Raw genomic sequence first — 24,590 nt, forward strand, 5'->3', positions numbered from 1 at the left:
CATAAGTAATACAGAATAATTATAGCATAGCGTATGTCTAATGGGTAAGCATTTTCCGAGGGTCCAGCAGTTCCCGCGCCTGTTCTTCCGGCAAAAGCTTCATTTCCAGGACAACATCGAGAACGCCTTTATTTTCGGCCAATGCCTTCTTGGCCACCTCGGCTGCCGCGGCGTACCCGATTACCGGCACCAGCGAAGTTACGAGGCTCAAAGCGTTCTCCGCGTAATAACGACAGCGGTCCACCCGGAACTTCATCCCCTTGACGGCTTTAACAGCCAGGGTTTTTACCGCTTCGCTCAGCATATCGATGCTCTCAAAGAGGGCGAAGGCCAGAACCGGTTGCATCACGTTGAGCTCCAATTGTCCGGCAGCGGCGGCCATGGTAATGGTCAAATCATTACCGAAAACTTTGAAACATACTTGATTCACCACTTCAGGAATAATGGGATTGACCTTGCCGGCCATTATACTGGAACCGGCGGCCAGGGCGGGCAACTCCACTTCGCCGAAGCCGGCCACGGGGCCGGAGGCCAACAAACGCAGGTCGTTGCAAATTTTCGTCAGGGTAACGGCCCCCGTTCTCAACAGCCCGCCTATCTCTACAATTACATCTAAATTCTGGGTGGCGTCAATTAAATTCTTCGCCGGTCTAAGGAGATGAATGCCAGTTGCCTGACGCAATTCTTCAATGATTATTTCTCGGTAGAGAGGGTGGGCATTTAGCCCCGTACCGACGGCCGTACCGCCAATGTTAACTTCGGCCAGGAGTTTGCACGCCTGATTGCCCCGTTCCACATCGCGTTCAATGGCTTCCGCCCATGCTTCCAATTCCTCGCCGATGGTCATAGGCACGGCGTCCTGAAGATGGGTACGCCCCAGCTTAATGGCGTCCCTGTATTCCCCGGCCTTATCCATTAAGGTTCGCGCTAGAAGACGATTGGCCTTGATATAGCGTTGCATGAGCCGGTAGGCGGCGATTCTTATTGCCGTAGGTAAAACGTCATTGGTCGACTGGCCTTTATTGACATCATCGATAGGGTTCAGTTTTTCATAAGCCCCCGGCTGCTGACCCAATATGGCCAGGGCCCGGTTGGCAATCACTTCATTGGCATTCATGTTTATGGCCGTACCGGCCCCGCCCTGGATGGCCTCCCCGATAAAATATTCATGCCATTTTCCGCCAATAATTTCATCGGCCGCCCGGGCAATGGCCATGGCCTTGGCCCGTTCCAGGGTTCCCGCCTTCATATTGGCCAAGGCTGCGGCCTTTTTGACCATAGCCAGGGCAATTATTAATTCCGGATGCAGCCGGTACCCGCTGACAGTGAAGTTCTCTTTGGCCCGCAAACTATGGATACCGTAATAGGCATTGCCCTCAATAATCTTTTCCCCCAGGGAATCTTTTTCAATCCGCGTTGACCTGCTCTTTTCCGCCAGCATTTTCCTCCGCCCCCGTTTAAAAATGCTTCCTGTAAATACATTATAATGCATACTGTACCATGTATACAATATACTTGTTAAAATTTTATAGAAGCGAAGGGTTGGTGCCCTTCGCTTCCAGACAATTACCTGCAACTTTATCGCATAGCTATGGAACGATTCTGGTGCCTTCCTCACCCTCTACAGCGGCAACCAGCCCCGCCGGCGAGGTGATGATACCTTCTTTCCCGCCGTTCTTCAGGTACCGTATAATGGCCTCAATCTTCGGTCCCATATTTCCCGGTGGGAAGTGGCCGGCGGCCATATATGCCTCGGCTTCGGCTACGGTCATTTTATCTATATCTTTCTGCCACAGTTTTCCATAATTAAGGGCTACCTTATTCACTCCGGTAGATATCACCAGGGCATCGGCCCCAATCTCCCTCGCCAACAACGACGAAGCATAATCTTTATCGATCACAGCAGCTATTCCCTCCAGATTGCCGTCTTTTTCGATTACTGGAATGCCGCCGCCGCCGACACAGATAACGATATATCCCTTCGCTATTAAATCTTTGATCGCTTCGCTTTCGACTATCCTCTGGGGCTCCGGTGAAGGTACGACCCGCCGCCAGCCGCGGCCGGCGTCCTCCACCACCGTCCACCCGTCTTCTTTGACGTGCCGCTCCGCTTCTTCTTTGGTCATAAAGCTGCCGATGGGCTTGGTGGGGTTTTGGAAGGCCGGGTCGTTTTTATCTACTACTACCTGGGTTACCACCGTTACGGCCTGCCTCTTGATACCCCGCCTTTGGAATTCATTCATCAGGGACTGCTGGATCATGTAGCCTATGGCGCCCTGGGTGTCGGCGACGGCAAATTCCAGGGGGATCGGCGGCAGTTCCCCTGCCGCCAGTTCCGCCCGCCGGATTAAAAATCCTACCTGAGGCCCGTTGCCGTGGGTGATGGCTACGTTCCATCCTTTTTCTACCAGTTCGGCTATATTGGCACAGGTTTCTTTTACCGTGGCGAGTTGGTCCATTAGCCCTATCCGGTTTTTTTCTTTGATCAGGGAATTGCCCCCTATGGCTATTACTGCCAGCCTACCCAATGCTCTCTCACTCTCCCGTATTTATGGTTATCTCTGTTAATTTGTTCCTCCTTAGCGTACGTTCCCCGTGGTCAGGGCTAGTAATGCCATCCTGATGGGTACGCCGTTGTGGGCCTGGCGGAAGTAGGCCGCACCAGCATAGGTGTCGACTGATACGGCAATCTCGTTTACCCGCGGCAGGGGGTGTAAGATGCTCATGCCTTTTTTGGCGGCGGCTACTATTTCGTCGTTGACGATGTAGGAGTCTTTCACGCTTTCGTATTCTTCCTGGCTAGGGAAGCGTTCCCGCTGGATGCGTGTTACATAGAGGATGTCGGCTTCGGCTACCGCTGCTTTTAAGTCTGCTGTTTCTTCTACTTTAATGCCTTCTTGCTTTAGTTCGTTAGTTATTTCTTCCGGCATCTTTAGCTGCGGGGGTGAGACAAAGATCATGTCGCAGCCGTAGTGTTTTAGTAGATAGACCAGGGAGTGCACGGTGCGGCCGTACTTTAAGTCTCCCAGCAGGGCTACCTTCATTCCTTCTACATGTCCGTGCTCTTTGATAATGGTGTAAATGTCTAAGAGGGCCTGGGTGGGGTGCTGCCCGGTGCCGTCCCCGGCGTTGATTACCGGGTGTTCGGCGGCTTCCGCCGCTTCCTGGGCTGCTCCTTTTATGGGACTGCGGACGACGATTACGTCTACATATCCGTCGACTACTTTGATGGCGTCGTGCAGGGTTTCTCCTTTGGCCGTGGACGAGGTCTGCATCTGCGGCGTTTCGGATACTGTGATAACATTTCCTCCCAGCCGCTGCATGGCTGCTTCGAAGGACAGGCGCGTGCGCGTGCTGGGTTCGAAAAACAGGGAGGCCATGATTTTACCGTCCATATCATACAACCGCCGCTTGTTGACCAGGGCGTCTTCATAGTAGGCTGCCGTCTTCATGATCAGTTGCAGTTGGGCAAAGCTTAGGTCCCTGGCAGATAATACATCTTGGCCTTTTAATAGTTCCATTTCTTCCGGGGTGGGTTTTTGCAGCATATGGGTTGAATTCCTCCTATATTTAGAATGAAATATAAGCGATTTTTGTTTTGCCTTTTGGGTTAAACCAATAGCCTTCCGTCTTCCATGACTATCCGGCCTCCGACGATGGTCATTACGGCTTTGCCTTTTAGCCAGCGGCCGTGCTGCGGGCAGTTCCTGCTTTTGGAGGCGCTTTCGTTGACATCGACCTGCCATTCTAGGTCGGGATCGATTACTACTATATCGGCGTCCCCGCCTATATCCAGGGTGCCTTTATTTAAACCTAAGAGCTTCGCTGGGTTGCACGTCATCTTGGCCAGGGCTTCCGGTAAACTTAATAATCCGCTGTGGACCATTTCTGTTAGTACTACACCCAGGGCTGTTTCCAGGCCGATTAATCCAAAGGGTGCTTCTTTAAAATTACGTTCTTTTTCTGCTCTCGTGTAAGGTGCGTGATCAGTCGCAATAACTTCTATGGTCCCGTCTACCAGGCCCTCTTTTAATGCTTCCTGATCTCGTTTGCTGCCAAAGGGCGGTTTTATCTTGAAACGTCCTTCCAGGGTCTGGACATCTTCTTCTGTCGTATTTAAATAATGGGATATTACTTCGCCTGTGACTTTTATGCCCCGCTTTTTACCTTCGCGGATTAATTCTACCGACCGTGCGCATCCTACATGACAGATGTGTACCCTGCCGCCGGTTTCTTCGGCCAGCAGTATGTCCCGCGCGACCATTACCGCTTCTGAGGTGTACGGTATCCCTCTTATTCCTAAACGCCGTGCGACTTCGCCGTCGTTTATTACCCCTTCGCCTGTGATGGTACGGTCTTCGCAGTGCACTGCTAGTACTTTGTTTAGGGCCCCGGCGATAATTAATGCCTGGCGCATTAATCCGGCATTGCTTACCGGCTGCCCGTCGTCGGAAAAGGCTACGCATCCGGCTTCTATTAGTTCGGCAAAGGGTGCCAGCTCCTCGCCCTTTTGCCCCAGGGTTATGGCCCCGTAAGGTAGCACATTGACTATGCCTTCGCGTCTGCTCTTGGAAAGCACATATTCAACTACAACCGGGTTATCGCATACGGGATTGGTGTTGGGCATGGCGATTAATGTTGTAAAACCACCCCTCGCTGCTGCCCGCGTCCCGCTTTTAAAGTCTTCCCTTTCTGGGTAACCTGGGTCGCGCAGGTGACAGTGGATATCTATAAGCCCAGGCGCTACTACTTTGCCTTCGACGTTCTTTACCTGGGCCGTCCCCGCCTCTAGATCTTTATCTATCTTCGCAATCTTGCCGTCTTCTATTAGCACATCCGCTATTATGTCTACTTTGTTGCCGGGGTCGATTACTCGCCCGCCTTTGAGGAGAATTTTGCTCATAGCAAACTAAACCCTCTCCCCTTTCTATACACCCAAATAAGCTTCGCGTATTGCTTCATTATTAATTAAATCCCGGCTGTTACCGGAAATGGATATACGTCCATTTTCTAAAACATAGCCGCGACTGGCCACGGAAAGGGCCAGTTCCATATCTTGTTCGACTATCATAATCGTAATTTCGCGCTCGCGATGGATTTTCTGCAGGGTCTCATAGATTCTGTCTACTATGACGGGCGCGAGGCCCAAAGATAATTCATCAATTAAAAGTATAGACGGATCGCCCATCAATCCCCGCCCGATGGCCACCATTTGTTGCTCGCCGCCGCTCAACGTACCTGCCAATTGATTGCGTCGTTTAGCAATTTCGGGGAAAAAATTATATATCCATTCCAGCCGCTCATTAATTTCTGCTCGCGATTTTTTTAACGCGAAAGCGCCCATGCGTAAATTCTCTTCCACGGAAAGTCCGTAAAATAATTGCCGACCCTCGGGTACATGGCAAATACCTTTATTCACCAGATCCGGGGGCGTATAACCCTTTACATCCTCGCCGTTAATCTTGTATTCGCCGCTCCATAATGGCAAAACACCCGATAAAACCCTCAGTACCGTCGTCTTCCCGGCTCCATTGGAACCAATTAAGGCTACAATTTCTCGGGGATAAAGCTCCAATGTAATCTCCCACAGGGCCTGGGCTATACCATAACCGGTAGAAGCATTTTTCAAGGTTATGATGGGTTGTTTTAAACTATTATTTACTCCAGACACCATTTCACTTAGCCTCCCTGTACAACCCCTTATGACGCCGTTTGCCAAGATAAGCTTCTATTACCTTTGGATCCTGGGTAATAACTTCCGGCGGCCCCTCGGCAATTAAACTTCCGTGATGCATGACTAGAACCCGGTTAGAAAGCCCCATGACGGCCTTCATTACATGTTCAATTACCAGGATGGTAACCCCACGACCGTTCAGCTTGCGGACTAATTCCATCAACCGCTCAATTTCCTTTAAGTTAAGCCCGGCCATAACCTCATCCAGTAGCAATAATTTTGGTCCCATAGCCATAGCCCGGGCGAGTTCAAGGTGTTTCCTCTGGGCCAAGTTCAACTGTTCTACAGGTTCTTCGGCCTTTCTGTCAAGTTCTAACAAATCCAGGGCCTCGTCAACAACCTGCTTTACTGCAGAACCTTTCAAGCCTTGAAGGTCCGGACGAAATAAAGCTCCCATCATCACGTTCTCGCGTACTGTCATTCCCTGGAAGGGTTTTACGATCTGGAAGGTACGAGCAATTCCTTTCCGGGCAATTACATGGGGTTTGAGGCCTGATATGCGAGCCCCTTGAAAACGAATTTCTCCTTCATCAATTTTTATAAGACCGGAAATCAAATTCATCATCGTTGTTTTTCCGGCACCGTTGGGTCCAATAAGCCCCACTATTTCGCCTTCATTAACTGAAAAGGTAACGTTTTTTACCGCCTGTACGCCCCCGAATGAACGGCTTACATTTTGCACTTCCAAAAGGGCCATTCAATCCATCTCCTCCGTAGTCCCCTGTTATTGGTTTGCCGCGGTAGTCCTAACCTTACTCCAGCGCAAAGTGATCTGACGCCATAGTCCCATAATTCCCGAGGGTAAAAAGAGAGTAATTATGACTATGATCAAACCCAAAACGCCCATATGGATGAGGGTAAACTGGCTCCAAATCAACTCTGAAAGAAGTTTCAGGAAAAAGGCGCCTATTACAGGCCCAAAAATTGTTGCCGGCCCGCCTAAAAGCACCATCACAAAGGCTTCGACCGAAATCATAATATCAAAAACAAATAGGGGTTCCAGAAATGTTAACCAGTAAGCATTTATAGAACCGGCAACACCAGTTAACGCCGCGCTAATGCTCCATGCCAAGACTTTGTAAAGGGTGGTATTAACACCCATTACCTCTGCTGCTTCCGGTTCGGTTTTAATGGCCCGCAAACCGTAACCCAGCCTGCTATTGGCAACCCAGTAGGTTATAGCCACGCTTAATATCAACAAAATGAACATGCAGTAGTAAAAGAATAAACCTTGTTTTACGATATTGCCCGGATAAATCGGCAGGCTTATTCCTTTGCCGCCTCCGGTGATTCCTATATAGGTCACTATTTCCATAACTGCCATATTGATGCCAATGGTGGCTATGGCAAAGTAGTGCCCACGAAGCCTTAAAACGGGCCATCCTAGAATAAAAGCGAGGGCTGCCGCCAAAAAACAGCTAGCTGCCATGGCCGGAAAAAAGGACCATCCAAGGCGAGTCATTAGGACGGCAGTAGTATAAGCACCGATGCCAAAAAACACCCCGTTACCAAAGGCTGCATATCCGGCATAGCCGACCACAAGATTAAGGGCTTCCGCTAATACTGCGGACATAAAAAGCGTTGTAAGTACCCTTATCCAATAACCGCGAATATAAAAGGGTAATAATGCAAGTATGACTACCATTACAATTAATGCAACTATAGATAATGGGAAACGTCGCCTGGCTACGGCACTACTGTTCATAAAAAGTTCTCCCCTTTTAAATTACCAATTTAAGCACCATAAAACTGCTTACCCATAAGCCCCTGGGGTCTGAAAATTAATATCACTACCAGCAGTATAAAACTCACGGCATTCATAAGGCCGGGGGCAATATAAGAAGCAGTTAAAGCCTCAGTAATACCTAATATAAGTCCGCCCAATACCGCCCCGGGTAAACTGCCAAATCCCCCTAATACCGTAACTACAAAGATTTTGGTCATAAAAGCTCCGCCAAGATTGGGTGATACGGTATAAACCATGGAAATAAGGGAACCGGCCATGCCTACCAGGGCTGCCGCCAGGCTGTAAGTTAAAGCATAAATAAACTCCGTACGTATGCCGACCAAGTTTGCGGCCAACCTGTTTAAGGCCGTTGCCCTGATGGCGTTGCCGATTCGGGTCTTATTGAGAAAAATGGTTAAAAGGGCTACAAGTAACAAAGCGGCAATAAACAAGGCCAGACGTATATAGGGAATATTTACACCGGCAATACTTATTCCAGCCCCGCTGTAGGACGGTGTCACCGAACGGTAGTCTGCCGACCAGGCCACCAGCATAGCATTCTGCAGTAAAAGATTAAGCCCATATGTTACTACCAGTAGCATTACAAAACCGTAGCGCAATACCCTTTTAATAATCTGGCTTTCAACTATAAATCCCAAGCTAAATAAAATAATTGCCGATACGGGTAGGGTGAGGAAAGGATCAACACCCCACAATTTAAAAAGCCAGAAGGTAATGTAAGCGCCCAATGTCAAATAGGCCCCCTGGGCCAAGTCAACTATATTCATTACACCCCAGATTAACGAAAAACCTACCGCCGCAAGCCCATACAAACCTCCCAGGAGTATGCCGTTGATAATCACTTGCCAGTCCACTTTTAATAGTCCCCCTTAAAGCCGCTGAATTATTTTAAACATGGGGCGGCCAAGGACTGCCGCCCCATGTCCTTTAGCCCGAAATCCATGCCTTACGGTTTGGGATAAAGGGGTTTACTTTGTTGCAGTTCTTTTGGCCAGATAACTACTACCTGACCATTTTGAATCTGGCTTACGGCAGCGCTCGTGGTACCGATATTAACGCCCTTCTCGTTAAACTTAATGGGACCCCAGAAGGTCTGTATATCCAGGCTGCGCATGGCGTCGCGGACCTTGTCTACATCCAGACTGCCGGCCTTTTCAATGGCCTTTTGCAAGATTACCCCGGCAACGGAAGCCGCCGCGCTATAATAAGCCGGTTCTTCACCGTATTCTGCTTTAAAGAGTTTGGCATAATCCTCTGCCGAACCGAAAATATCACCTTTCCACTTCATATTCGGGGTCCACCACTCGCCGCCCATGATGCCTTCGGCGTCGGCCCCGAGGGATTTACGAAAATCCGGTATGGAGGTTGCGATGGTGAAGGCCATTATAGCCGGCTTATACCCGAGATCCTTCGCATTACGTACGGCTAGTACGCCGTCGGCTAAATAACCTGTGCCTAGCAAAATCTGAGCGCCCGCATTCTTGATGTTGGTGATCATTGATGACAAGTCTTTCGTATCAGACGGATATTTGTCGTAATAAACTACCTGGAAGCCGTTGGCCTCAGCATATTTTTTTGCACCTTCGGCCACCGACAGAGAGAAGAGGGCGTCGGGTGAAATAATGGCTACCTTTTTCAGGTTGGGATCCAAGGTTTTGGCTAGATCGAGGACGCCGTTCAAATAGGTCGTCGCCAGGGGCAAAACGCCAAAAAGGTTTTTATAGCCCTGCTCATAAAGGGAAGGGGCATTGGCCAAAGGAACGATAGTCAACTTGTTGTACTTCTCGGCAATGGCCGCGGTGGCCGCCGAAATACCGCTGGAATAGGGTCCCAATAAGAAATTGACCCCTTCTTCCGTAATCATTTGCTCTGTGAGCTTGGCGCTGCGCTGGGCTTCCGATTGGTCGTCTTTGTAAACAATTTCTACTTTGTATTTCTCGCCATTGACATTGATCCCGCCGGCTTCATTAACCTTTTTTACCCACAGATCGTACCCTTTCTTCGTTAGATTGCCTTCCCGGGAAAGCTGACCGGTGAAGGATAAAGAAGCTCCTATTTTGATCACTTTTTCGCCTTTACCCTTGCTCTCTTGCCCGGTGGCGCCGCCTTTGCCGCCGCAACCGGCCAGCAGCATAGTTATCGCCACCATTAGGGCGAGCAAATAAATCAACCGCCGGTTCTTCATTTAGTTAATCCCCCCATTTTCTTTTTGCATGGTTTTAATTTAATCTTTCCTGTGGCGCCTCCTCGTTGACGTTGATTTCGTACGTGACCAATCAATTAATACTCCCACCTCCCCAATTTTATTTCTTTTTTACTTTCGCGCCAAGCCGACGATATCTTCCACCTTGGCAAAACCGTTTTCTTGTAAGTAATCGGCAATACCTTCGATAATTTCGAGCATCACCATGGGATTGGCAAAATTGGCGGTGCCGACTTGAACGGCGCGAGCTCCAGCCATGATAAACTCCAGGGCGTCGGCGGCATTGGTTATCCCGCCAACACCTATTACCGGAATATCGACCGCACCGGCTACCTCCCATACCATTCTTAGGGCTATGGGTTTAATCGCCGGGCCGGAAAGACCGCCGAAAATGTTCCCCAACACCGGTTTCCGTTTACGTATGTCAATGGCCATGCCCGTCAACGTATTGGCAACTGTAAGAATATCCGCACCCGCTTCCCGCGCTCGACGGGCCATCAAACGAATGTCGGCGACATTGGGAGATAGTTTAACAATTAACGGTCGTGCAGCCACTTTTCGTATCTTTTTTAACGCCAGGGCAAGCAATTCAGGATCGGTCCCATAAGGCATACCGTCACCTAAATTGGGACACGAAAAATTGAGCTCATAGGCGGCAATTCCCTCTTCTTCTTCCAGACTGCCGATGACTTTGATAAAATCGGCCGGCGTTTCTCCAGCAACGCTTACTATCAGCGCAGTATCGTATTTCTTTAACCCCGGTAAAGTATGACGTTTAAAAGCATCCACACCTTCCGAGGGTATGCCTACGGCATTTAACAGACCGCAGGGCGTTTCATATAACCGCGGTGGAGCATTGCCGGCGCGGGGAGAAGCCGCGACGCTTTTGGTCACAATGGCCCCCAATAAAGAAGGATCGAATGCGTTGGCCCCCTCGCCGTAATCATAGGTACCTGAAGCCGGCATAACGGGGTTTTTCAATATTAAACCTGGAACTAGTTCGCCGGACAGTTCTGGCTTTTTCACCATATCACCTCGCTGACGGGAAAGACCGGCCCCTCTTGGCAAACCCTTTTATAAACAAAACCTTCCGGCGTATCAGGGTTTTTCACTTTACAAACACAACCCTTACAAGAACCGATGCCGCAGGCCATGATTTCTTCCAAAAGTACATAGGCCGTAAAGTTGTACTTTTGTTCCATTGAGTACAAGCCTTTTGCCAAACGCCGCGAACCGCAGGTAAAAACGATATTTATTTCCACGCCTTCTGCCGTAATCAAATCTTCCAGCAAGAAAGTTAACAGGCGTCCCTCATTTATTTCCCCATCGTCAGTGGATAAAGTCACTTTCTGCGCCACGCGCTCAAAATCATTTAAACCCGGAATTAAATCTTTTTTCTTGGCCGAAAGAAAGGTGTAAACGCCCAAACCCCTGCTATAAGCAGCTTCTCCAATTGCCATTAAAGGTGCCGCCCCGATACCCCGTCCCAGCAGGGCTATATTTCCCCGTTCCGGCAAGGTTACTCCCCGGCCGAGGGGGCCGATAATGGCCACTTCTTCTCCCGGTTTTCTATTGGCGATTTCCATAGTTGCCTTTCCTCTAATTTTATAGAGGATTTGCAACTGCCCTTTTTCAGGTAAAATGCGATAAAGACTAAAAGGTCGCGGTAAAACGATATCCCGGCGTTCCCAGGCCCGCAACATGATAAATTGACCAGGTCGCGCCTGCCGGGCTATTTCCTCTTGTTCAATAATAATTAGCCTGTGCTCAACATCCACTTGTTTATGGTCGACAATCTTACCCTTTACGTACATGTACCATCTACCTCAAAACCGTTTTATTTTGTTTCTCCGTCCCCTTCTTCGATCCCCGACAAATAAACCTTCCGGCTATGCTCTACATGCTTGCGCATCAGCTCTTCAGCCTTCTCTTTATCGCCATGTCTTATCGCATTCAGGATGGCGCTATGTTCTTCCATCAGCCTATCTCTTTTTTTATACCAGGTGATGCTTTCCGTCCTTACGATGTAATCTTGATAGCGCTTTAAAAGGCCTATAAGATGCTTATTTTTTGTACAGTTAAAAAGTATTTCATTGAACTCCCGATGGGCATTTTGATAGCAGGGGAAATCGTTATTCGCTATTGCCTTCTGCATTTCCAGGAGCTTTATTTCCAATGCCGTTATCTCGTTGGATGAAATATTTTCCGCCGCCAGCCGCGCTGCTATGCCTTCCAGAGCCATCATTATCGAATAAATTTCCAGCATGTCCTTGGCACCCAAATATATAACCACAATCCCCTTACCTAACTCATAGGCGACCAAGCCTTCTTGCTCCAGCTTACGTAAGGCCTCCCGTACGGGGGTGCGGCTAATTGCCAACTCTTTGGCGATCTCCGCCTCCGTCAACCTATCACCCTTCTGATAGCGACCTTCCAAAATGCTTTCTTTAAGGTACTCATAAACCGTATATCTTAAAGGCTTTCTCTGATTTTCCAGTTGTGTATGGATTTCCGCTTTTTCAAACACGCCATTTTCCCTCCAGGTCGGGATCCTGGATCCTATCTGAAAAATATCATTCTACAATTTTCATCAAAATCCTGCTGCTCTTCGAACATAATAAAAAAATTTTTAACCCAGGCCGTTTATAACAACCTGGGTTATGAATGGATTTAAGGCATAACCGTTATCTGCCTGCTGCCGGGTTTGACTATGGGCAATCCCTGCCGGCACAACGGGCAATTATCCGGCTTGTAGGTTTCGATGTCGAAGGTAATGAGGGAGTGGATAGGCAGGCCTAAATCCGCCCGACCGCCGCTGCGGTCGACCAGGGCGCCGACGGCCACCGGCACGGCCCCGTGCTGCTTCACCACTTCAATCACCTCCCGGGCCGAACCGCCTGTGGTGATAACGTCTTCCACCACCAGAACCCGTTCGCCCGGCTCCAGGGTAAAGCTGCGCCGCAGGGTCATGACCCCGTTTTCCCGCTCGGCAAACAGCGCCCTTGTCCCCAAGTGGCGGGAAATTTCATAAGACATGATAATCGCCCCGATGGCCGGGCCGATGACGGTGTCAATGTTCTGATCCTTGAATTTTTCCGCGAGTTCCCGACAGAGGAGGGTGTTTTCTTCCGGGTACTGCTGCACCCGGGCGCACTGGAGGTAATGGGCGCTATGCAGGCCGGAAGTCAAAACAAAGTGACCTTCCCATAAAACCCCCGTACGGCGAAAGATGTCCATGATTTCCTCTCTGGTCAACATAAAAAATCACCCCATTTATGCATTATTAAAATTGCGCCGCCCCGATTAGTTCCTTAACGTCTCCAAACCCTTCTTCCAGGAGATAACGCTCCAGACCGTCTATAATTTCAACTAAAGCCTTGGGGTTGACCAAACTGGCCGTCCCTACGGCCACGGCCGTGGCCCCCGCCAGCAGGAACTCAACTGCGTCCTGGGCACTAGTGATGCCGCCCATGCCGATTAAAGGTATTTTGACAACTTGAGCCACCTGCCAGACGGCGTAGAGGGCTATGGGTTTTACTGCCGGACCGCTTAAGCCGCCGACAATGCTGGCCAGGGCGGGACGGCGGGTTTTAATATCAATGGCCATGCCTCGAACGGTATTAATCAAGGAGAGGGCGTCGGCGCCGGCATCTTCGACGGCTCTGGCAATTTCCGTTATATCCGTAACGTTGGGCGTCAGTTTAACTATTACCGGTAGATGGGTGTGGCTCTTCACTGCCGCCGTCACCCGGGCCGCCATCGCCGGCACGGTGCCGAAAACGATGCCTCCCTCCCGGACGTTGGGACAGGAGATATTGACTTCCAGTGCGGCCACACCCTCCGCCGCACTTAAACGCTCCGCCAGCTCCGCATATTCGTCAATTGTTTTGCCGGCGATATTGACGATTAGAGGCGGAGATAACTGCCGCAGATAAGGGAGTTTTTCGCGGAGAAAAACATCTAGCCCTGGATTTTGCAGACCAATGGAATTGAGGAGCCCGCACGGGGTTTCCATCAAACGCGGCGGGGGATTGCCGATTAACGGCTTTAGGGTGATGGTCTTTACAACTATTGCCCCCAGCCGGTTTAAATCGATAAAGGGGGCGTATTCCTCACCAAAGCCAAAGGTGCCGGAGGCGGGCATAACCGGATTTTTTAATGATAAACCAGCAATTTTTACCGCCAGGTTGGCTTTAGCTTTTTTAATACCCTGCTCCATTTTATCTAGTCTCCCCAATACACGCTGGCCGCGTCAAATACAGGTCCGCCCGTGCATACATTTTCGTAATATATTTTCCCCTGGGCATCAAGAAGGGCCGTCACGCAACCGCGACAGGCCCCAAATCCGCAGGCCATCCTTTCTTCTAAAGAAACTTCGGCAGGAATACCATATCGTGCCGCCAGACGGGCGAATGCCGCCAATCCTGCCCTCGGACCGCAGGCATAACTTAAGTCATAAGTCTTTTCTCGGAGATGTTCCTTCCACAACTCGGTCACCGGACCGTGAAACCCGGTGCTGCCGTCATCTGTGGCCACAAACAGGTTAATCGCCATGGCCTCTAAGGTTTCCAGCCGGTATAACCGTTCCTTGTCCTGGGCGCCGTAGAAAAAGTCGACTACATTCCCCGCCTCCAGGGCCCGCCGGGCAAGAAAAAGCAAGGGAACAATGCCCAGCCCCCCTGCTACTAAAGCCACCCTTTTCTTGGCCGGTAAAGTAAAACCGCGGCCAATAGGGCCTAAAATATCAACTTTATCGCCTACCTGCCGCCCGGCCAGCCAGGCCGTCCCGCGACCCTTTACCTGGTACAGCAGAAATAATTCTCCCCCGGCGCCGACGTCGTGAATGCTTAAAGGCCGCCTCAACAGGGGATCCATGGTTTCCCCACAGCGAATATGAACAAACTGCCCCGGCTGCGCAACCTTTGCGATTGCCGGGGCCCGCAGCTTTAACAGGAAAACCTCCGGGCCCGCCTGATGTGAAGCCAGGACCTCGGCTGCAATATTTTGGATCAACACGGTCACCCTTCACGCAAAAATCTCTAATATATTCTCCATGATTTGCGATTTTCCTGCATGGGAAAGCGGTATAAAATAAAAAATTCCCTGCAGAACATTGCAGGGAAAATCTCCTTTACTCCCGTCCGCACTCGCCGACCTCGCCCTTCAGGATAGCCAGGCCGTGGGGCAGGGCCGGAAGTATCGTGGCCAGGTTTTCCCGCACCCCTTTGGGGCTGCCGGGTAAATTGATGATGAGGGTCTTTCCCCGGATGCCGGCTATGGCCCGGGAGAGCATGGCGTGGGGAGTTGCCTTCAGGCTGGCGGCCCGCATGGCCTCCGGAAGCCCCGGCACTTCCCTTTCGATTACGTCCCTGGTCGCTTCCGGGGTTACATCCCGTGGGCTAAAGCCGGTGCCGCCGGTGGTGAGGATGAGATCGACCCCCACCGTGTCGCAGAACTCCCGCAGTTTGGCGGCCAGTATCTGGCGTTCGTCGGGTACGACCGCATAGGCTACCACTTCACCCAGCCCCGCCACCATTTCCCGGATGACGGCCGCGCTCTTATCTTCGCGCTCGCCCCGGGAACCCTTGTCGCTGGCCGTAAGGATGGCAATACGGAAGGCCGGAACCGGTGCTTCGTTAGCAATCCCCGTGTCTTTCACTAGCTTTATCCCTCCACCGTCCAGGCAATACTCTCCTGGAAGGTATTATTCTAAAGTATCTGGGGCTCACTCCGTTCCTGGATCAATCACTTCGATCCGGTCGCCCACCTGGACCGGGCCGCCCTCCAGGACAGCTACAAAAATTCCCTCCCTGGGCATGACGCAGTCTCCCGCCTGGCGATAAATGGCGCAGCGGCTGTGGCACTCCTTGCCGATCTGGGTGACCTCGGTTAGGACCCGGTCGCCGATTTTTAGTTTCGTACCCACCGGCAGGGATACCAAATCAATACCCTCCGTTGTCAGGTTCTCGGCGAAGTCGCCGGGGCCGACTTTCAGACCTTTGGCCTGCATCTTGGCGATGCTTTCCATAGCCAGCAGGCTCACCTGGCGGTGCCAGGGGCCGGCATGGGCGTCTCCTTCCAGGCCGTGGTTGGCGATGAGCATGCCCCGGCCTATATTCTTCTTGCGCTCGCCTTTATTGGCCGACACACATACGGCTACGATACGTCCCATGGTTTCTCCCCTTCCCGCTGATAATGGCCGCTGCGGCCACCCGATTTTTCTATCAACCTTATGTTGTCGATGACCATACCGCGTTCGACTGCCTTACACATATCGTAAATGGTCAGGGCGGCCACGCTTACCGCCGTCAGGGCCTCCATTTCCACGCCGGTCTGCCCGGTGGTTTTTACTCGGGCTTCGATTTCCAGGGCTCCCGCGTCCCTGTCGGGGCGAAAGTCGATACTCACCGCGCTTATAGCCAGGGGGTGGCAGAGGGGGATTAACGACCCCGTTTTTTTGGCGGCCATGATCCCGGCCACCCGGGCCACGGCAAGGACGTCACCTTTGGGAACATGTCCCTCCAAAATGAGGTCCAGGGTGCTTTTGCCCATTAGCACCCGTCCCCGGGCCACAGCCAACCGTTCGGTAACGGCCTTGGCGCCCACGTCCACCATCCGTGCAGCTCCTTTAGCGTCAAGATGGGTGAGGCCATTAGCCATCGTACCACTCCTTAAGTTTATAGCCTTCCTTTCGCCACGGCTTTGTTGGGCAGTACCAAGAACTTCCACTATCCGGCCGGCATCTAGCCTTCGCCCCGCCGGTTAACCGCCGATTTGGGACATGACCCGGGCCTGGCGCCAGCCCCTTTCCATATGGTGCTCGGCCGGTTTGAGGCTTACGGCCCGGGCGAAAATGGAAGCCAATTCCTCTTCGGTTGCTCCGGCGCGCAAGGCTCCTTTGATGTCGATTTCCCCGTCCCAGTAGAGGCAGGGCCTGAGTTTCCCATCGGCCGTCAGGCGCAAGCGGTTGCAACGGTTACAAAAATGTTCGGATATGGCGCTAATAAAGCCGATACTGCCCCGGCCGCCGGCCACTCGAAAGTTAACGGCAGGGCCGTTGGTCGCCAGATCAGTTAAAGGTTCTAAAGGATAAACCGCTTCAATCCGGCCCTTAATCTCAGCCATAGGCAAAAAACTACAGCCAGAAGCGGCGGCCGCGCCGATGGGCATCAACTCTATAAAACGTATATGCAGGGGTTCCTCCATAGCCAGCCGAGCAAAGTCTAGGATTTCGTCGTCATTAAAGCCCCTGGCGACGACAACATTAATTTTTACCGGCGTCAAACCTACGGCCAGGGCGGCGCGAATGCCCTGCCAGACGCTCGCTATATTGCCCCGGCGGGTGATGTAGCGGTAGCGATCTTTTTGCAGCGTATCCAGGCTGATATTCACCCGGCTCAAGCCTGCTTCTTTAAGGGCTGCGGCCAATCCTGCCAGGAAGGTACCATTGGTGGTCAGGGAAATCTCTTTGAGGGTCGGAAGTTTAGCCAGTTCCCGCACCAAGGTCACCACATTTTTCCTCACCAGGGGTTCACCCCCGGTGAGGCGAATGCGGTTAATCCCAATTCTCATCGCCGCACGCGCCAGGGTGACAATCTCTTCCAACCGCAGGATGTCATCGTGGCCCTTCAAGGGCACCCCGGCGGCCGGCATGCAGTAGCGGCAGCGCAGATTGCAGCGGTCGGTGATAGCAATGCGCAGGTAATTTATCTGACGGGAAAAATGATCTTCCACCGCTCTCCCTCTTTTCTCCGTTCAAACAAGTTGCCTACCGCCGGCACGTTCTCAGGGAAAAGCTCTATTCCTCCCGGCTGCCGTAGGCCTCTTCTGCAAGGTCCTCCAACGGCCGCAGGAGATACACCGTAACTTCCTGGCCGGCGGCAAAACCCTCGGCAAGGCGGGGTACCACTACGATGCCATCGGCGCGGGCCAGGGCCATGATGGTGGCGGCCCCTCGTGATGTGGGATGGGCCACCAGCCTGTCCCCCTCCTTCTCTAGCCGGACGCGGATAAATTCCTCCCGGCCCAGGGGGGAGTAAATTTTACGTCCCAGGACGGCCCTGACCTGTTCCCGCCGGGGTGGCTCCAACCCTTGGCGATAATAGATTAGCGGCCGGGCAAAGAGTTCCGCGCACAGGGCGGCGGATACCGGGTAACCCGGAACGCCGATTACCGGTTTGCCTTCGACCATACCCAGGATTACCGGTTTCCCGGGCTTAGTGGCGACGCCGTGGGTTAAAACCCGTCCCACCTCGGCCACCAGGCCGGCGGTATAATCCTCCCGGCCGGCCGAAGAACCAGCGTTGATGAGGACCAGGTCACTTGCCGCCACTGCCTCAAGGAGGCGTTCCTTGAGAAGGCGGTAATCATCGGGCGTTATGGGATAAACCTGGGGCTCACCTCCCCAGAGGGTCACCAGCCCGGCCAGCATAGTCCCGTTGGATTCCAGTATCTGGCCGGGAGCCGGATTGGGATTGGGCGGCACCAATTCCGTTCCTGTAGGTAGGATGGCCACCCGCGGCCGGGGCCGGACAGCCACCCGGGTGACCCCGGCCGAAAGGAGTCCCCCCAGATCAAAAGGAGTTAGGACATGGCCGGCCGGCACCAACAGCTCGCCGGCCTTAATATTCTCACCCACCGGCCGGATGTTCTGGCCGGGCACGGCCGGGCGCCGGATCACGGCAACGCCTTTATCTTCAAAGGTTACTTCTTCAATCATAATAACGGCATCAAAGCCTTCCGGTACGGGATCGCCGGTATCCACCGTCACCGCCTCGTGGCCAAGGGCCAGTTCCAGAGGGTTCCCCTCGCCGGCAGTAAAGGTCGCTTCCGCCCGTACCGCTATCCCGTCCATGGCCGCCGCCGGGTAATGGGGAGAGGAGACGGCGGCATAAACCGGCGCCGCCGTCACCCGGCCCAGGGCTGCAGTTACTTCTATCTCTTCCACCGGCAACTCCGTCAGATAGCCTTCGGCCCTTAATGTCGCCAGGAATTCCTCTCGGGCTTCCTGCCAGGGGCGGTTAGAAAGAAAGACCTTGCGCGTCAAAAATCGACCCTTCTTTCCAGGGTATAATAACGAACGCAACGTGCTTAAAACAGGTGCACTTCAACCAAAGTACCTGCTTCCAAACCCTCTTCTTCCAGGGGAACGACAATCAAGCCGTCAGCCCATACCATCGAGGAGATCATGCTCGAACCCCCCGGCACCGGTACGGCCAGGAGGCCCTCCGGTCCTTCTTCCAGGCGGACGCGGATATAGTCTTCGCGTCCGGGAATGGAGGTAACGGTACGGCTTAAACGCGCCGTCACCGCCGCCCGGCCCGAGGGATGGTCGTAGCCGCCGTACTTAAGCAACGGTTCGATAAGGATGCGAAAAACGACCATGGCCGAAACGGGATGGCCGGGAAGTCCTATAATCATCCTGTCGCCGGCCACCGTCGCCACCGTCGGCTTGCCCGGGCGGACGGCCACGCCGTGGAAAAGGATACCCGGTTGTCCCAGGCCGGCCAACACCCGGACGGTTAAATCACGGGTACCTACAGAGCTCCCACCGGAAAGAAGTACAAGGTGGTTTTCCGCCATGGCCTGCTTGACTCTGGTGACAAGGGTCTCCAGGTCATCAGGGGCGATGCCGTAGAGGGTGACTGCGGCACCGCTTCTCCCAGCCAGGCCCGCCAGGGTATAGGAATTGATATCCCTCACCTGACCGGGCGCAGGTTCCTCATCAGGAGGAACGATTTCATTGCCCGTAGCCAGGATGCCTACCCGCCAGGGTTCATATACCGTTACGCGAGTTACTCCCAGGCCTGCCAAAATTCCTAGATCCTGGGGACGCAAGATGTGACCGGCCGGCAGGATACAGGCGCCGGCACGGGCGTCGGCACCCCGGCGCACCAGGTCCTGCCCCGGGGCCACGGGTTTGAAAACGGCTACTCTATCGCCGGAAATAATTTCTGTATTTTCTACCATTACTACTGCATCGGCACCCTCTGGAATCATACTTCCCGTGGCCACGGATACAGCCTGGCCGGGTCCCACGGCGACCGTGGCCGGCTGCCCCATAGGAACTTCTCCTACCAGCTGCAAAATTACCGGTTCCCCTTCTGCGGCCCCGAAGGTATCCTCTGCCCGGACGGCATAACCGTCCATGGTGGCCCGGGTAAAACCCGGAATGTCGTCCTGGGCCGTTACCGGCCGGGCCAGTTCGCGTCCCAGGGCGGCAAGCAAAGGTAAAACCTCTTTCCGCCGCCCCTTGAGGGGCCAGTAACGGGATAGCAATTGGCGCGCTTCGGCCAACGTCACTACGCGAAAAAGTTCCATTGCCGACCCCCTGCTACTCGAAACACCCAAGCTGGCACTGGATGATTTTTATCTTGAGTTCGTCGGCGGCCCGGCCCACTTCCCGCATGGGTACCTGCAGACGGCGGGCCAATTCCTGGGCCACCGCGCAGGGCAGCCTGCCGCCGTGTTCTGCCGCGGCTTCCTTTACCGCTGCCTGAACGGCCTGCCGGTCGATCATCTGCTGCCCCCCCTTTTTGGCATTGTTAAAAATATAAAGCACCCGGAAGGGTGCCTGAAGTTTACGAAAAACTCCTTTCCCATTCCGGGAGGCAGGCAGGTTTCCCCGCCTACCCCGTCGCTGCCTGTAAAAAAGGCAGGAGGCCAGCAACCATAGCTTTAACACCTTAGGTCCACTGGCTCGGAGGTATATGCAGTTATGTTTATTGTAGCATAACCAGAAGCAGGAAGCAAGGGGTGATTAAATTTTTCCTACCAGGGCGCAGAGCCTCTCGGTAGCGTAGTAGGCTTCCGCTCCGGTTACTATTCCCTGTGGATCGCTTCCCGTCTTATCCACGGGTAGGAGGCCTTTTGCCGCGGCCTGGGCTACTGCCGCCTCCGGATCTAAAGCCACTGCATCCTCACCCAGGTAGGTGAGGAGGAGGCGGGCGGCATTGCCCCGCGTCAAGGGTTCCCGTTGGAGATAGGGTTTTAAGACCGCTGCTTTGGCGGCAACCAGGTCGCCCCGGCCGGCCGCCCTTTTTAAGGCATTAGCCGTCATATAGTAAAAGCTTGCCTGGTTGACGGGGGCATCCAATTTCCAGTCGTTGTTATAACCGGCGACAATCAATCCCCATCGGTTGACGAACTTAAGCCCGTTGAAGGCCCAGTGATTTTCAAGGGGATTTTTGATCTGGTAGTCCTTTAAATAGGCGCCGGCCTTCACCAGGAGGTCCTGGATTTCCTTAATGTCTGCCCGGTCGGCCGCCAGCTCGGGGAAGGTCTTTTTTACCTTCAAGGAATAAGCGGCCGCCACCCCGGCGGCGTCGCCGGTGGCCATGCCTATGGGCACCACCCTGGCGCTGCCGGCGGCCAGGTGGGTATAGCCGGCCGAACGCCCTACCACCAGGAGGTTATCGACTCCCTGGGGCACCAAGGAACGGAAGGGAATGCTGTAAACTTCCGGCCGGCCGTAAACGTACCCCGTATCCTGGGGCGAAGTCGCCTGGACATCCACCGGGTAGGAGCCCAGGGCGATGGCATCGGCGAAATAGCGGTTGAAGAGGACGTCATTCAGTTCCAGCTGGTAAAGGGCCTTGATGTGACGGGTCTCCCGAACGTAGAGTTCCGGCGCCGCCCCTAAGAGTTTGGCCCCGGCAAAGCCGGGCAGCCGTTCGCGCAGGAAAGCGGTTATGGCGGGTAGCTCTTTTTGGGCCAGCTCCATGGCTTCAGCTTTGGAAACCTCGCTTAGGCCATCGACGCCGAAGATCTGCAGGGCATTGATGAGGATAGTGCCGTCATTTTGGCGGCCGATGTTCAAGCCCCGCAGCCGCAGACGTGGAGTGGAAGGTTGATAGGCCGCGCCCACGTCGGCAAAACCCCAAGCGGCCCGGTCGGATATTTTAGCGTCTTTGATTCGTCCTTCCTTGACAGCCTGCTCCAGGGCTTCCCAGTCGATATTTCCCAGGTGAAAGACCAGGGTCACGGCCTGGCGCCGCTCGGGTTCGCCCATATCTTCGGCGCCGACCGTATAGGGAACACCGGCGGCAGCGGCAACAATGGCATCCTGGGTGGCATCGATGATCCGATCGCCGTAAAAAGTTATTTCCTGCCCGTCCCGGACAGCCTTGATGCCTGTAATCCTGCCGCCTTCCATAATGGGTTCTTTAAATTTGGTATTCAGGCTTAAAGCCAGGTTGGGATAACGTTCCACCATATCCTGGAAAACCTTTTTGGCCACGGCGACATCAAAAACGCTGCCCCCCACCTGGCGGTAAAAATCAAGGAAAGTACCGCGGGTCAGCAATTCTTGCTTCGGCCCGTAATTCATGTCAATAAAGTTCAGCCAGCCGTAAGTAAAAAGCCCCCCCAGGCCATCGCGCTTTTCCACCAGGAGGACCTTTACCCCCTGGCGGGCAGCGGAAACGGCGGCGGCCACACCTTCCGGCTGCCCGCCCACCACCACTACATCATACCTTGTCCCGTCGAGGGCCGGAGGCGCCGGCGGAAAAGAAGACGGATCCCTTTCCTGCCGAGCAAGCACCTGCCCTGACCGGGCCTGCCAAATAGTCAAGTGGTACCTCGCCCGCTCCAACATGGCCATCCTGGCGGGCCAAACCTTCCATCCTGCCACAAGTACTAATAATACCAGGAAGCTTAAAAAAAGGAGTGCTTTCCTTCTATCCGGCATCCTGCACATTCACACCTTTTCCCCAGGGCTTTAAATACCACCGCCTGCCGAAACCCTTTCTATCTCGGGGTCACCGCCTGGAAGCGGTAGCGTGGATCCTTAAGGCCTTCTTTAAAGGCTTCCCGGCTGCGGGGTGAAGAATCGAGGTTATAGAGCCACTTGCCGTCCACCTGGTTAAACCACACGGCAATTTTGATATTGGGGTATTGCGCCAGACTACGGAAACATTCCCGGATCCAGGCGGCCTTGTCACCGCCTTCTTCATTACTGGAAAACTCGGTGATCATAAAGGGCTTGTCGCCGAAATGATACATATATTCGCGATACAGGGGTGCATAGATTTCATTAAACCCGCGCCAGACGTCGGCCTCATGGCTGGTGCCGTTGTTATACCCCGTCAGGCCGATCCAGTCCACTGTTTGGTCACCGGGATAATAGAGGAGGTAATTGTTCCATTTGAAGTTAGGAAAAGAACGATCGTGGGGATTAAAGACGAAAAGGACATTTTCGGCCCCCTCCGCCTTAAAGATACGGTATACATGCTCCCATGCCATTTTAAAAATATCTGCATCTTTGCCGTAATACCAGGCCGACCAGGTGGACCAGTCGCCGTTCATCTCGTTGCCGAAGCGGACAAACACCGGGTCCTCCAGGGCTTTAAACTGCCGCGCCCATTCCCGCAGGATTGAGTCATATTTCCCATCGATAAGGTCGATAAGGGAAGTATCCTCCCTCTTTCCATACCACCAGGGCTGCAGAGCGATCATCAATACGCGATTGTCATCATAGATCTTCTTCAACTCAGCAAAGTTGAAGCGGGTGTCAAAGGCGGCATAAGTGATAAGGAACTGAAATTTAAAATCGAGTTCTTTTTCCAGGGGCAGCAGTTTTGTAAAATATTCTAGTTGTCCTAACTTATGGGAATTAAGGATGCCCCACAGGATTTTATCCGCCGGGATTTGTAAAAGGTGATGCCGGCCGGCAATGGTAATATCTCGCTGTACCATCTGGGGCTCAGGCAGGGCAGGAGCGCCTCGGGCCGGTTGCGGCTTGAAGCTGCTGATAATCCGGTTTAAATCCCTTACTGCGGCCGTAAAACCGGCCTGGTTGCTTTTAAGCATAAAAGTATATACAGTTTTGTCGATAACCAGGTCATACTCACAGTAATAGTTTAAATCTCCGGCGCCCAGCTGCCGGCGCGTCCATTCAAACCGCCAGGCCAGGTTGCCCTTGATATTTAACTGCTGCTGTTTACGCAGTTTGATACCCCCCCAGCCCTCCTGAAGGCTGCGGTTGCTGTAAAGGACGTACTCCTCAGCGCTGATTTTACCCAGGGGCTGGGCAAAAATTGATATTTTGGCATTGCCGGGCTGCACCAAAATGGTTACCACACCGGGAATAATCTCCGGTCGCCAGTCTCCGGGATACCTTAAACTGAAACCGTCATATGTATTTACTAAATCCTTATAATCGCGTTCATTGTTGTCGACCGGGGATTTGCTCCAGACGGCGGACGTTTTTCCGCTACCAAAGGGTTGGGGTGGCAGGCGCCCACCGCCCAAAGCCAGTAAAAAAAGAAGAAGGAAAACCAACCAGCTCCCTTTACGCATTTCCTTGCTCCCTTCGCCGATAATAACCGCAACAGTTAATAACTTCTTCGTCGGTAACCACCATGTCCACCGGCAGATCATGGTCCTCGGCGTAAACGTCGGGAACGATCTGCTCAGAAAAGGCCAGGGCAATGATCGCGGCCCCCGGCCTTAACGTCTTAAGAAAACGGTCATAGTAGCCGGCCCCATAACCCAGGCGGTTGCCCTTCCTGTCGAAAGCCACCCCCGGAACAATGACCAGATCGATGAGTTGCGGATCCAGGGGGCGTAAACATTCCTGGCGGGGCTCCAGGATGCCCCAAGTGCCGGGACGCAAATCGTCAGGAAAGGCGAAAATTTCCGAAGGGATGAGACACCGACCTTCCCGGACGCATAAGGGCACAGCCACCCTTTTCCCCACGGCCAGAGCCCCTTTGATCAGGGCGTGGGTGGTCACCTCGCTGCCAAAAGAAACATAGCTCATGACCACCTCAGCCTGCTGCCAGGCAGGAAGTCCCGTAAGTTTGTTATATATGATTTCACTTTTAGTTTCCCTCACGGTTTCCGCCAGGGCGTTGCGCCGGGCAATTACCAGCCGCCTCAGTTCCTGTTTCATCGCTCCTTCTCCC

General features: G+C 53.1%; 25 protein-coding genes and 1 riboswitch. All 25 genes read right to left on the reverse strand.

What is annotated here, in order from left to right:
- Positions 1-37: 37 nt before the first annotated feature.
- Positions 38-1,441 (reverse strand): aspartate ammonia-lyase, encoded by a 1,404-nt coding sequence (locus MHFGQ_RS11770; RefSeq protein ID WP_106004783.1) that lies wholly within the window; start codon positions 1,439-1,441, stop codon positions 38-40.
- Positions 1,442-1,589: 148 nt separating this feature from the next.
- Positions 1,590-2,528 (reverse strand): carbamate kinase, encoded by a 939-nt coding sequence (arcC, locus tag MHFGQ_RS11775; protein ID WP_343105509.1) that lies wholly within the window; start codon positions 2,526-2,528, stop codon positions 1,590-1,592.
- A 51-nt stretch (positions 2,529-2,579) separates the two neighbouring features.
- Positions 2,580-3,548, reverse strand: a complete 969-nt coding sequence (gene pyrB, locus MHFGQ_RS11780; RefSeq protein ID WP_211292904.1) for an aspartate carbamoyltransferase — start codon at positions 3,546-3,548, stop codon at positions 2,580-2,582.
- 62 nt (positions 3,549-3,610) lie between these two features.
- On the reverse strand, positions 3,611-4,903 hold the full coding sequence (locus tag MHFGQ_RS11785) for a dihydroorotase (protein ID WP_343105510.1): 1,293 nt from the start codon (positions 4,901-4,903) through the stop codon (positions 3,611-3,613).
- A gap of 24 nt (positions 4,904-4,927) precedes the next feature.
- Positions 4,928-5,674, reverse strand: a complete 747-nt coding sequence (locus MHFGQ_RS11790; protein WP_211292950.1) for an ABC transporter ATP-binding protein — start codon at positions 5,672-5,674, stop codon at positions 4,928-4,930.
- 1 nt (position 5,675) lies between these two features.
- Positions 5,676-6,431, reverse strand: coding sequence for an ABC transporter ATP-binding protein (locus MHFGQ_RS11795; protein WP_106006520.1), 756 nt, complete (start codon positions 6,429-6,431; stop codon positions 5,676-5,678).
- Positions 6,432-6,458: 27 nt separating this feature from the next.
- Positions 6,459-7,439 (reverse strand): branched-chain amino acid ABC transporter permease, encoded by a 981-nt coding sequence (locus tag MHFGQ_RS11800; RefSeq protein WP_106006521.1) that lies wholly within the window; start codon positions 7,437-7,439, stop codon positions 6,459-6,461.
- Positions 7,440-7,468: 29 nt separating this feature from the next.
- Complete coding sequence (locus tag MHFGQ_RS11805; protein WP_106006522.1) at positions 7,469-8,335, reverse strand: branched-chain amino acid ABC transporter permease; 867 nt, start codon at positions 8,333-8,335, stop codon at positions 7,469-7,471.
- Between the two features lie 92 nt (positions 8,336-8,427).
- Positions 8,428-9,666, reverse strand: coding sequence for an amino acid ABC transporter substrate-binding protein (locus MHFGQ_RS11810; protein ID WP_106006523.1), 1,239 nt, complete (start codon positions 9,664-9,666; stop codon positions 8,428-8,430).
- A 129-nt stretch (positions 9,667-9,795) separates the two neighbouring features.
- A complete protein-coding gene (locus tag MHFGQ_RS11815; protein ID WP_106006524.1) occupies positions 9,796-10,713 on the reverse strand; it encodes a dihydroorotate dehydrogenase in 918 nt (305 codons plus the stop codon).
- A complete protein-coding gene (locus MHFGQ_RS11820) occupies positions 10,707-11,498 on the reverse strand; it encodes a dihydroorotate dehydrogenase electron transfer subunit (protein ID WP_106006525.1) in 792 nt (263 codons plus the stop codon). Before MHFGQ_RS11820 ends, MHFGQ_RS11815 begins: the two co-directional genes overlap by 7 nt.
- Before the next feature lie 23 nt (positions 11,499-11,521).
- Positions 11,522-12,211, reverse strand: coding sequence for a GntR family transcriptional regulator (locus tag MHFGQ_RS11825; RefSeq protein ID WP_106006526.1), 690 nt, complete (start codon positions 12,209-12,211; stop codon positions 11,522-11,524).
- A gap of 143 nt (positions 12,212-12,354) precedes the next feature.
- Positions 12,355-12,942 (reverse strand): orotate phosphoribosyltransferase, encoded by a 588-nt coding sequence (gene pyrE, locus MHFGQ_RS11830; protein ID WP_106006527.1) that lies wholly within the window; start codon positions 12,940-12,942, stop codon positions 12,355-12,357.
- Positions 12,943-12,967: 25 nt separating this feature from the next.
- Complete coding sequence (locus MHFGQ_RS11835; protein ID WP_106006528.1) at positions 12,968-13,903, reverse strand: dihydroorotate dehydrogenase; 936 nt, start codon at positions 13,901-13,903, stop codon at positions 12,968-12,970.
- 5 nt (positions 13,904-13,908) lie between these two features.
- A complete protein-coding gene (locus MHFGQ_RS11840) occupies positions 13,909-14,697 on the reverse strand; it encodes a dihydroorotate dehydrogenase electron transfer subunit (RefSeq protein ID WP_170066413.1) in 789 nt (262 codons plus the stop codon).
- Positions 14,698-14,815: 118 nt separating this feature from the next.
- On the reverse strand, positions 14,816-15,343 hold the full coding sequence (locus MHFGQ_RS11845; protein WP_245907919.1) for a MogA/MoaB family molybdenum cofactor biosynthesis protein: 528 nt from the start codon (positions 15,341-15,343) through the stop codon (positions 14,816-14,818).
- 66 nt (positions 15,344-15,409) lie between these two features.
- Positions 15,410-15,856, reverse strand: coding sequence for an MOSC domain-containing protein (locus MHFGQ_RS11850; RefSeq protein WP_106006529.1), 447 nt, complete (start codon positions 15,854-15,856; stop codon positions 15,410-15,412).
- Entirely contained in the window at positions 15,841-16,344 is a 504-nt protein-coding gene (moaC, locus tag MHFGQ_RS11855) for a cyclic pyranopterin monophosphate synthase MoaC (protein WP_106006530.1), read from the reverse strand. Before moaC ends, MHFGQ_RS11850 begins: the two co-directional genes overlap by 16 nt.
- A 102-nt stretch (positions 16,345-16,446) precedes the next feature.
- The gene (gene moaA, locus MHFGQ_RS11860) at positions 16,447-17,418 is read right to left on the reverse strand and encodes a GTP 3',8-cyclase MoaA (protein ID WP_106006531.1); all 972 of its coding nucleotides are present in this window, start codon (positions 17,416-17,418) and stop codon (positions 16,447-16,449) included.
- Positions 17,419-17,482: 64 nt separating this feature from the next.
- Positions 17,483-18,730: a molybdopterin-binding protein gene (locus MHFGQ_RS11865; protein ID WP_106006532.1), complete on the reverse strand. Its 1,248-nt coding sequence runs from the start codon at positions 18,728-18,730 to the stop codon at positions 17,483-17,485.
- Positions 18,731-18,774: 44 nt separating this feature from the next.
- Positions 18,775-20,004 (reverse strand): molybdopterin molybdotransferase MoeA, encoded by a 1,230-nt coding sequence (locus MHFGQ_RS11870; RefSeq protein WP_106006533.1) that lies wholly within the window; start codon positions 20,002-20,004, stop codon positions 18,775-18,777.
- 13 nt (positions 20,005-20,017) lie between these two features.
- Entirely contained in the window at positions 20,018-20,203 is a 186-nt protein-coding gene (locus MHFGQ_RS11875) for a hypothetical protein (RefSeq protein WP_106006572.1), read from the reverse strand.
- A 55-nt stretch (positions 20,204-20,258) separates the two neighbouring features.
- Positions 20,259-20,401, reverse strand: a riboswitch (molybdenum cofactor riboswitch).
- A 42-nt stretch (positions 20,402-20,443) separates the two neighbouring features.
- The gene (locus tag MHFGQ_RS11880; protein ID WP_277997053.1) at positions 20,444-22,372 is read right to left on the reverse strand and encodes an FAD-dependent oxidoreductase; all 1,929 of its coding nucleotides are present in this window, start codon (positions 22,370-22,372) and stop codon (positions 20,444-20,446) included.
- 59 nt (positions 22,373-22,431) lie between these two features.
- Complete coding sequence (locus MHFGQ_RS11885) at positions 22,432-23,982, reverse strand: glycoside hydrolase family 26 protein (protein ID WP_170066414.1); 1,551 nt, start codon at positions 23,980-23,982, stop codon at positions 22,432-22,434.
- Positions 23,975-24,577, reverse strand: a complete 603-nt coding sequence (locus MHFGQ_RS11890; RefSeq protein ID WP_106006534.1) for a 5-formyltetrahydrofolate cyclo-ligase — start codon at positions 24,575-24,577, stop codon at positions 23,975-23,977. Before MHFGQ_RS11890 ends, MHFGQ_RS11885 begins: the two co-directional genes overlap by 8 nt.
- Positions 24,578-24,590: the final 13 nt, after the last annotated feature.

Source organism: Moorella humiferrea, assembly GCF_039233145.1.
In the GTDB taxonomy this organism is placed as follows: domain Bacteria; phylum Bacillota; class DSM-521; order Neomoorellales; family Neomoorellaceae; genus Neomoorella; species Neomoorella humiferrea.

Coding starts and splice junctions, on each gene's coding strand:
- MHFGQ_RS11880 (WP_277997053.1), bottom strand. CDS start 22,372: ATGCCGGATAGAAGGAAAGCACTCCTTTTTTTAAGCTTCCTGGTATTA.
- MHFGQ_RS11850 (WP_106006529.1), bottom strand. CDS start 15,856: ATGGGACGTATCGTAGCCGTATGTGTGTCGGCCAATAAAGGCGAGCGC.
- MHFGQ_RS11870 (WP_106006533.1), bottom strand. CDS start 20,004: ATGGAACTTTTTCGCGTAGTGACGTTGGCCGAAGCGCGCCAATTGCTA.
- moaC (WP_106006530.1), bottom strand. CDS start 16,344: ATGGCTAATGGCCTCACCCATCTTGACGCTAAAGGAGCTGCACGGATG.
- pyrB (WP_211292904.1), bottom strand. CDS start 3,548: ATGCTGCAAAAACCCACCCCGGAAGAAATGGAACTATTAAAAGGCCAA.
- MHFGQ_RS11800 (WP_106006521.1), bottom strand. CDS start 7,439: ATGAACAGTAGTGCCGTAGCCAGGCGACGTTTCCCATTATCTATAGTT.
- MHFGQ_RS11885 (WP_170066414.1), bottom strand. CDS start 23,982: ATGCGTAAAGGGAGCTGGTTGGTTTTCCTTCTTCTTTTTTTACTGGCT.
- MHFGQ_RS11835 (WP_106006528.1), bottom strand. CDS start 13,903: ATGGAGCAGGGTATTAAAAAAGCTAAAGCCAACCTGGCGGTAAAAATT.
- MHFGQ_RS11795 (WP_106006520.1), bottom strand. CDS start 6,431: ATGGCCCTTTTGGAAGTGCAAAATGTAAGCCGTTCATTCGGGGGCGTA.
- MHFGQ_RS11770 (WP_106004783.1), bottom strand. CDS start 1,441: ATGCTGGCGGAAAAGAGCAGGTCAACGCGGATTGAAAAAGATTCCCTG.
- MHFGQ_RS11815 (WP_106006524.1), bottom strand. CDS start 10,713: ATGGTGAAAAAGCCAGAACTGTCCGGCGAACTAGTTCCAGGTTTAATA.
- MHFGQ_RS11875 (WP_106006572.1), bottom strand. CDS start 20,203: ATGATCGACCGGCAGGCCGTTCAGGCAGCGGTAAAGGAAGCCGCGGCA.
- MHFGQ_RS11820 (WP_106006525.1), bottom strand. CDS start 11,498: ATGTACGTAAAGGGTAAGATTGTCGACCATAAACAAGTGGATGTTGAG.
- MHFGQ_RS11790 (WP_211292950.1), bottom strand. CDS start 5,674: ATGGTGTCTGGAGTAAATAATAGTTTAAAACAACCCATCATAACCTTG.
- pyrE (WP_106006527.1), bottom strand. CDS start 12,942: ATGTTGACCAGAGAGGAAATCATGGACATCTTTCGCCGTACGGGGGTT.
- MHFGQ_RS11890 (WP_106006534.1), bottom strand. CDS start 24,577: ATGAAACAGGAACTGAGGCGGCTGGTAATTGCCCGGCGCAACGCCCTG.
- MHFGQ_RS11810 (WP_106006523.1), bottom strand. CDS start 9,666: ATGAAGAACCGGCGGTTGATTTATTTGCTCGCCCTAATGGTGGCGATA.
- MHFGQ_RS11785 (WP_343105510.1), bottom strand. CDS start 4,903: ATGAGCAAAATTCTCCTCAAAGGCGGGCGAGTAATCGACCCCGGCAAC.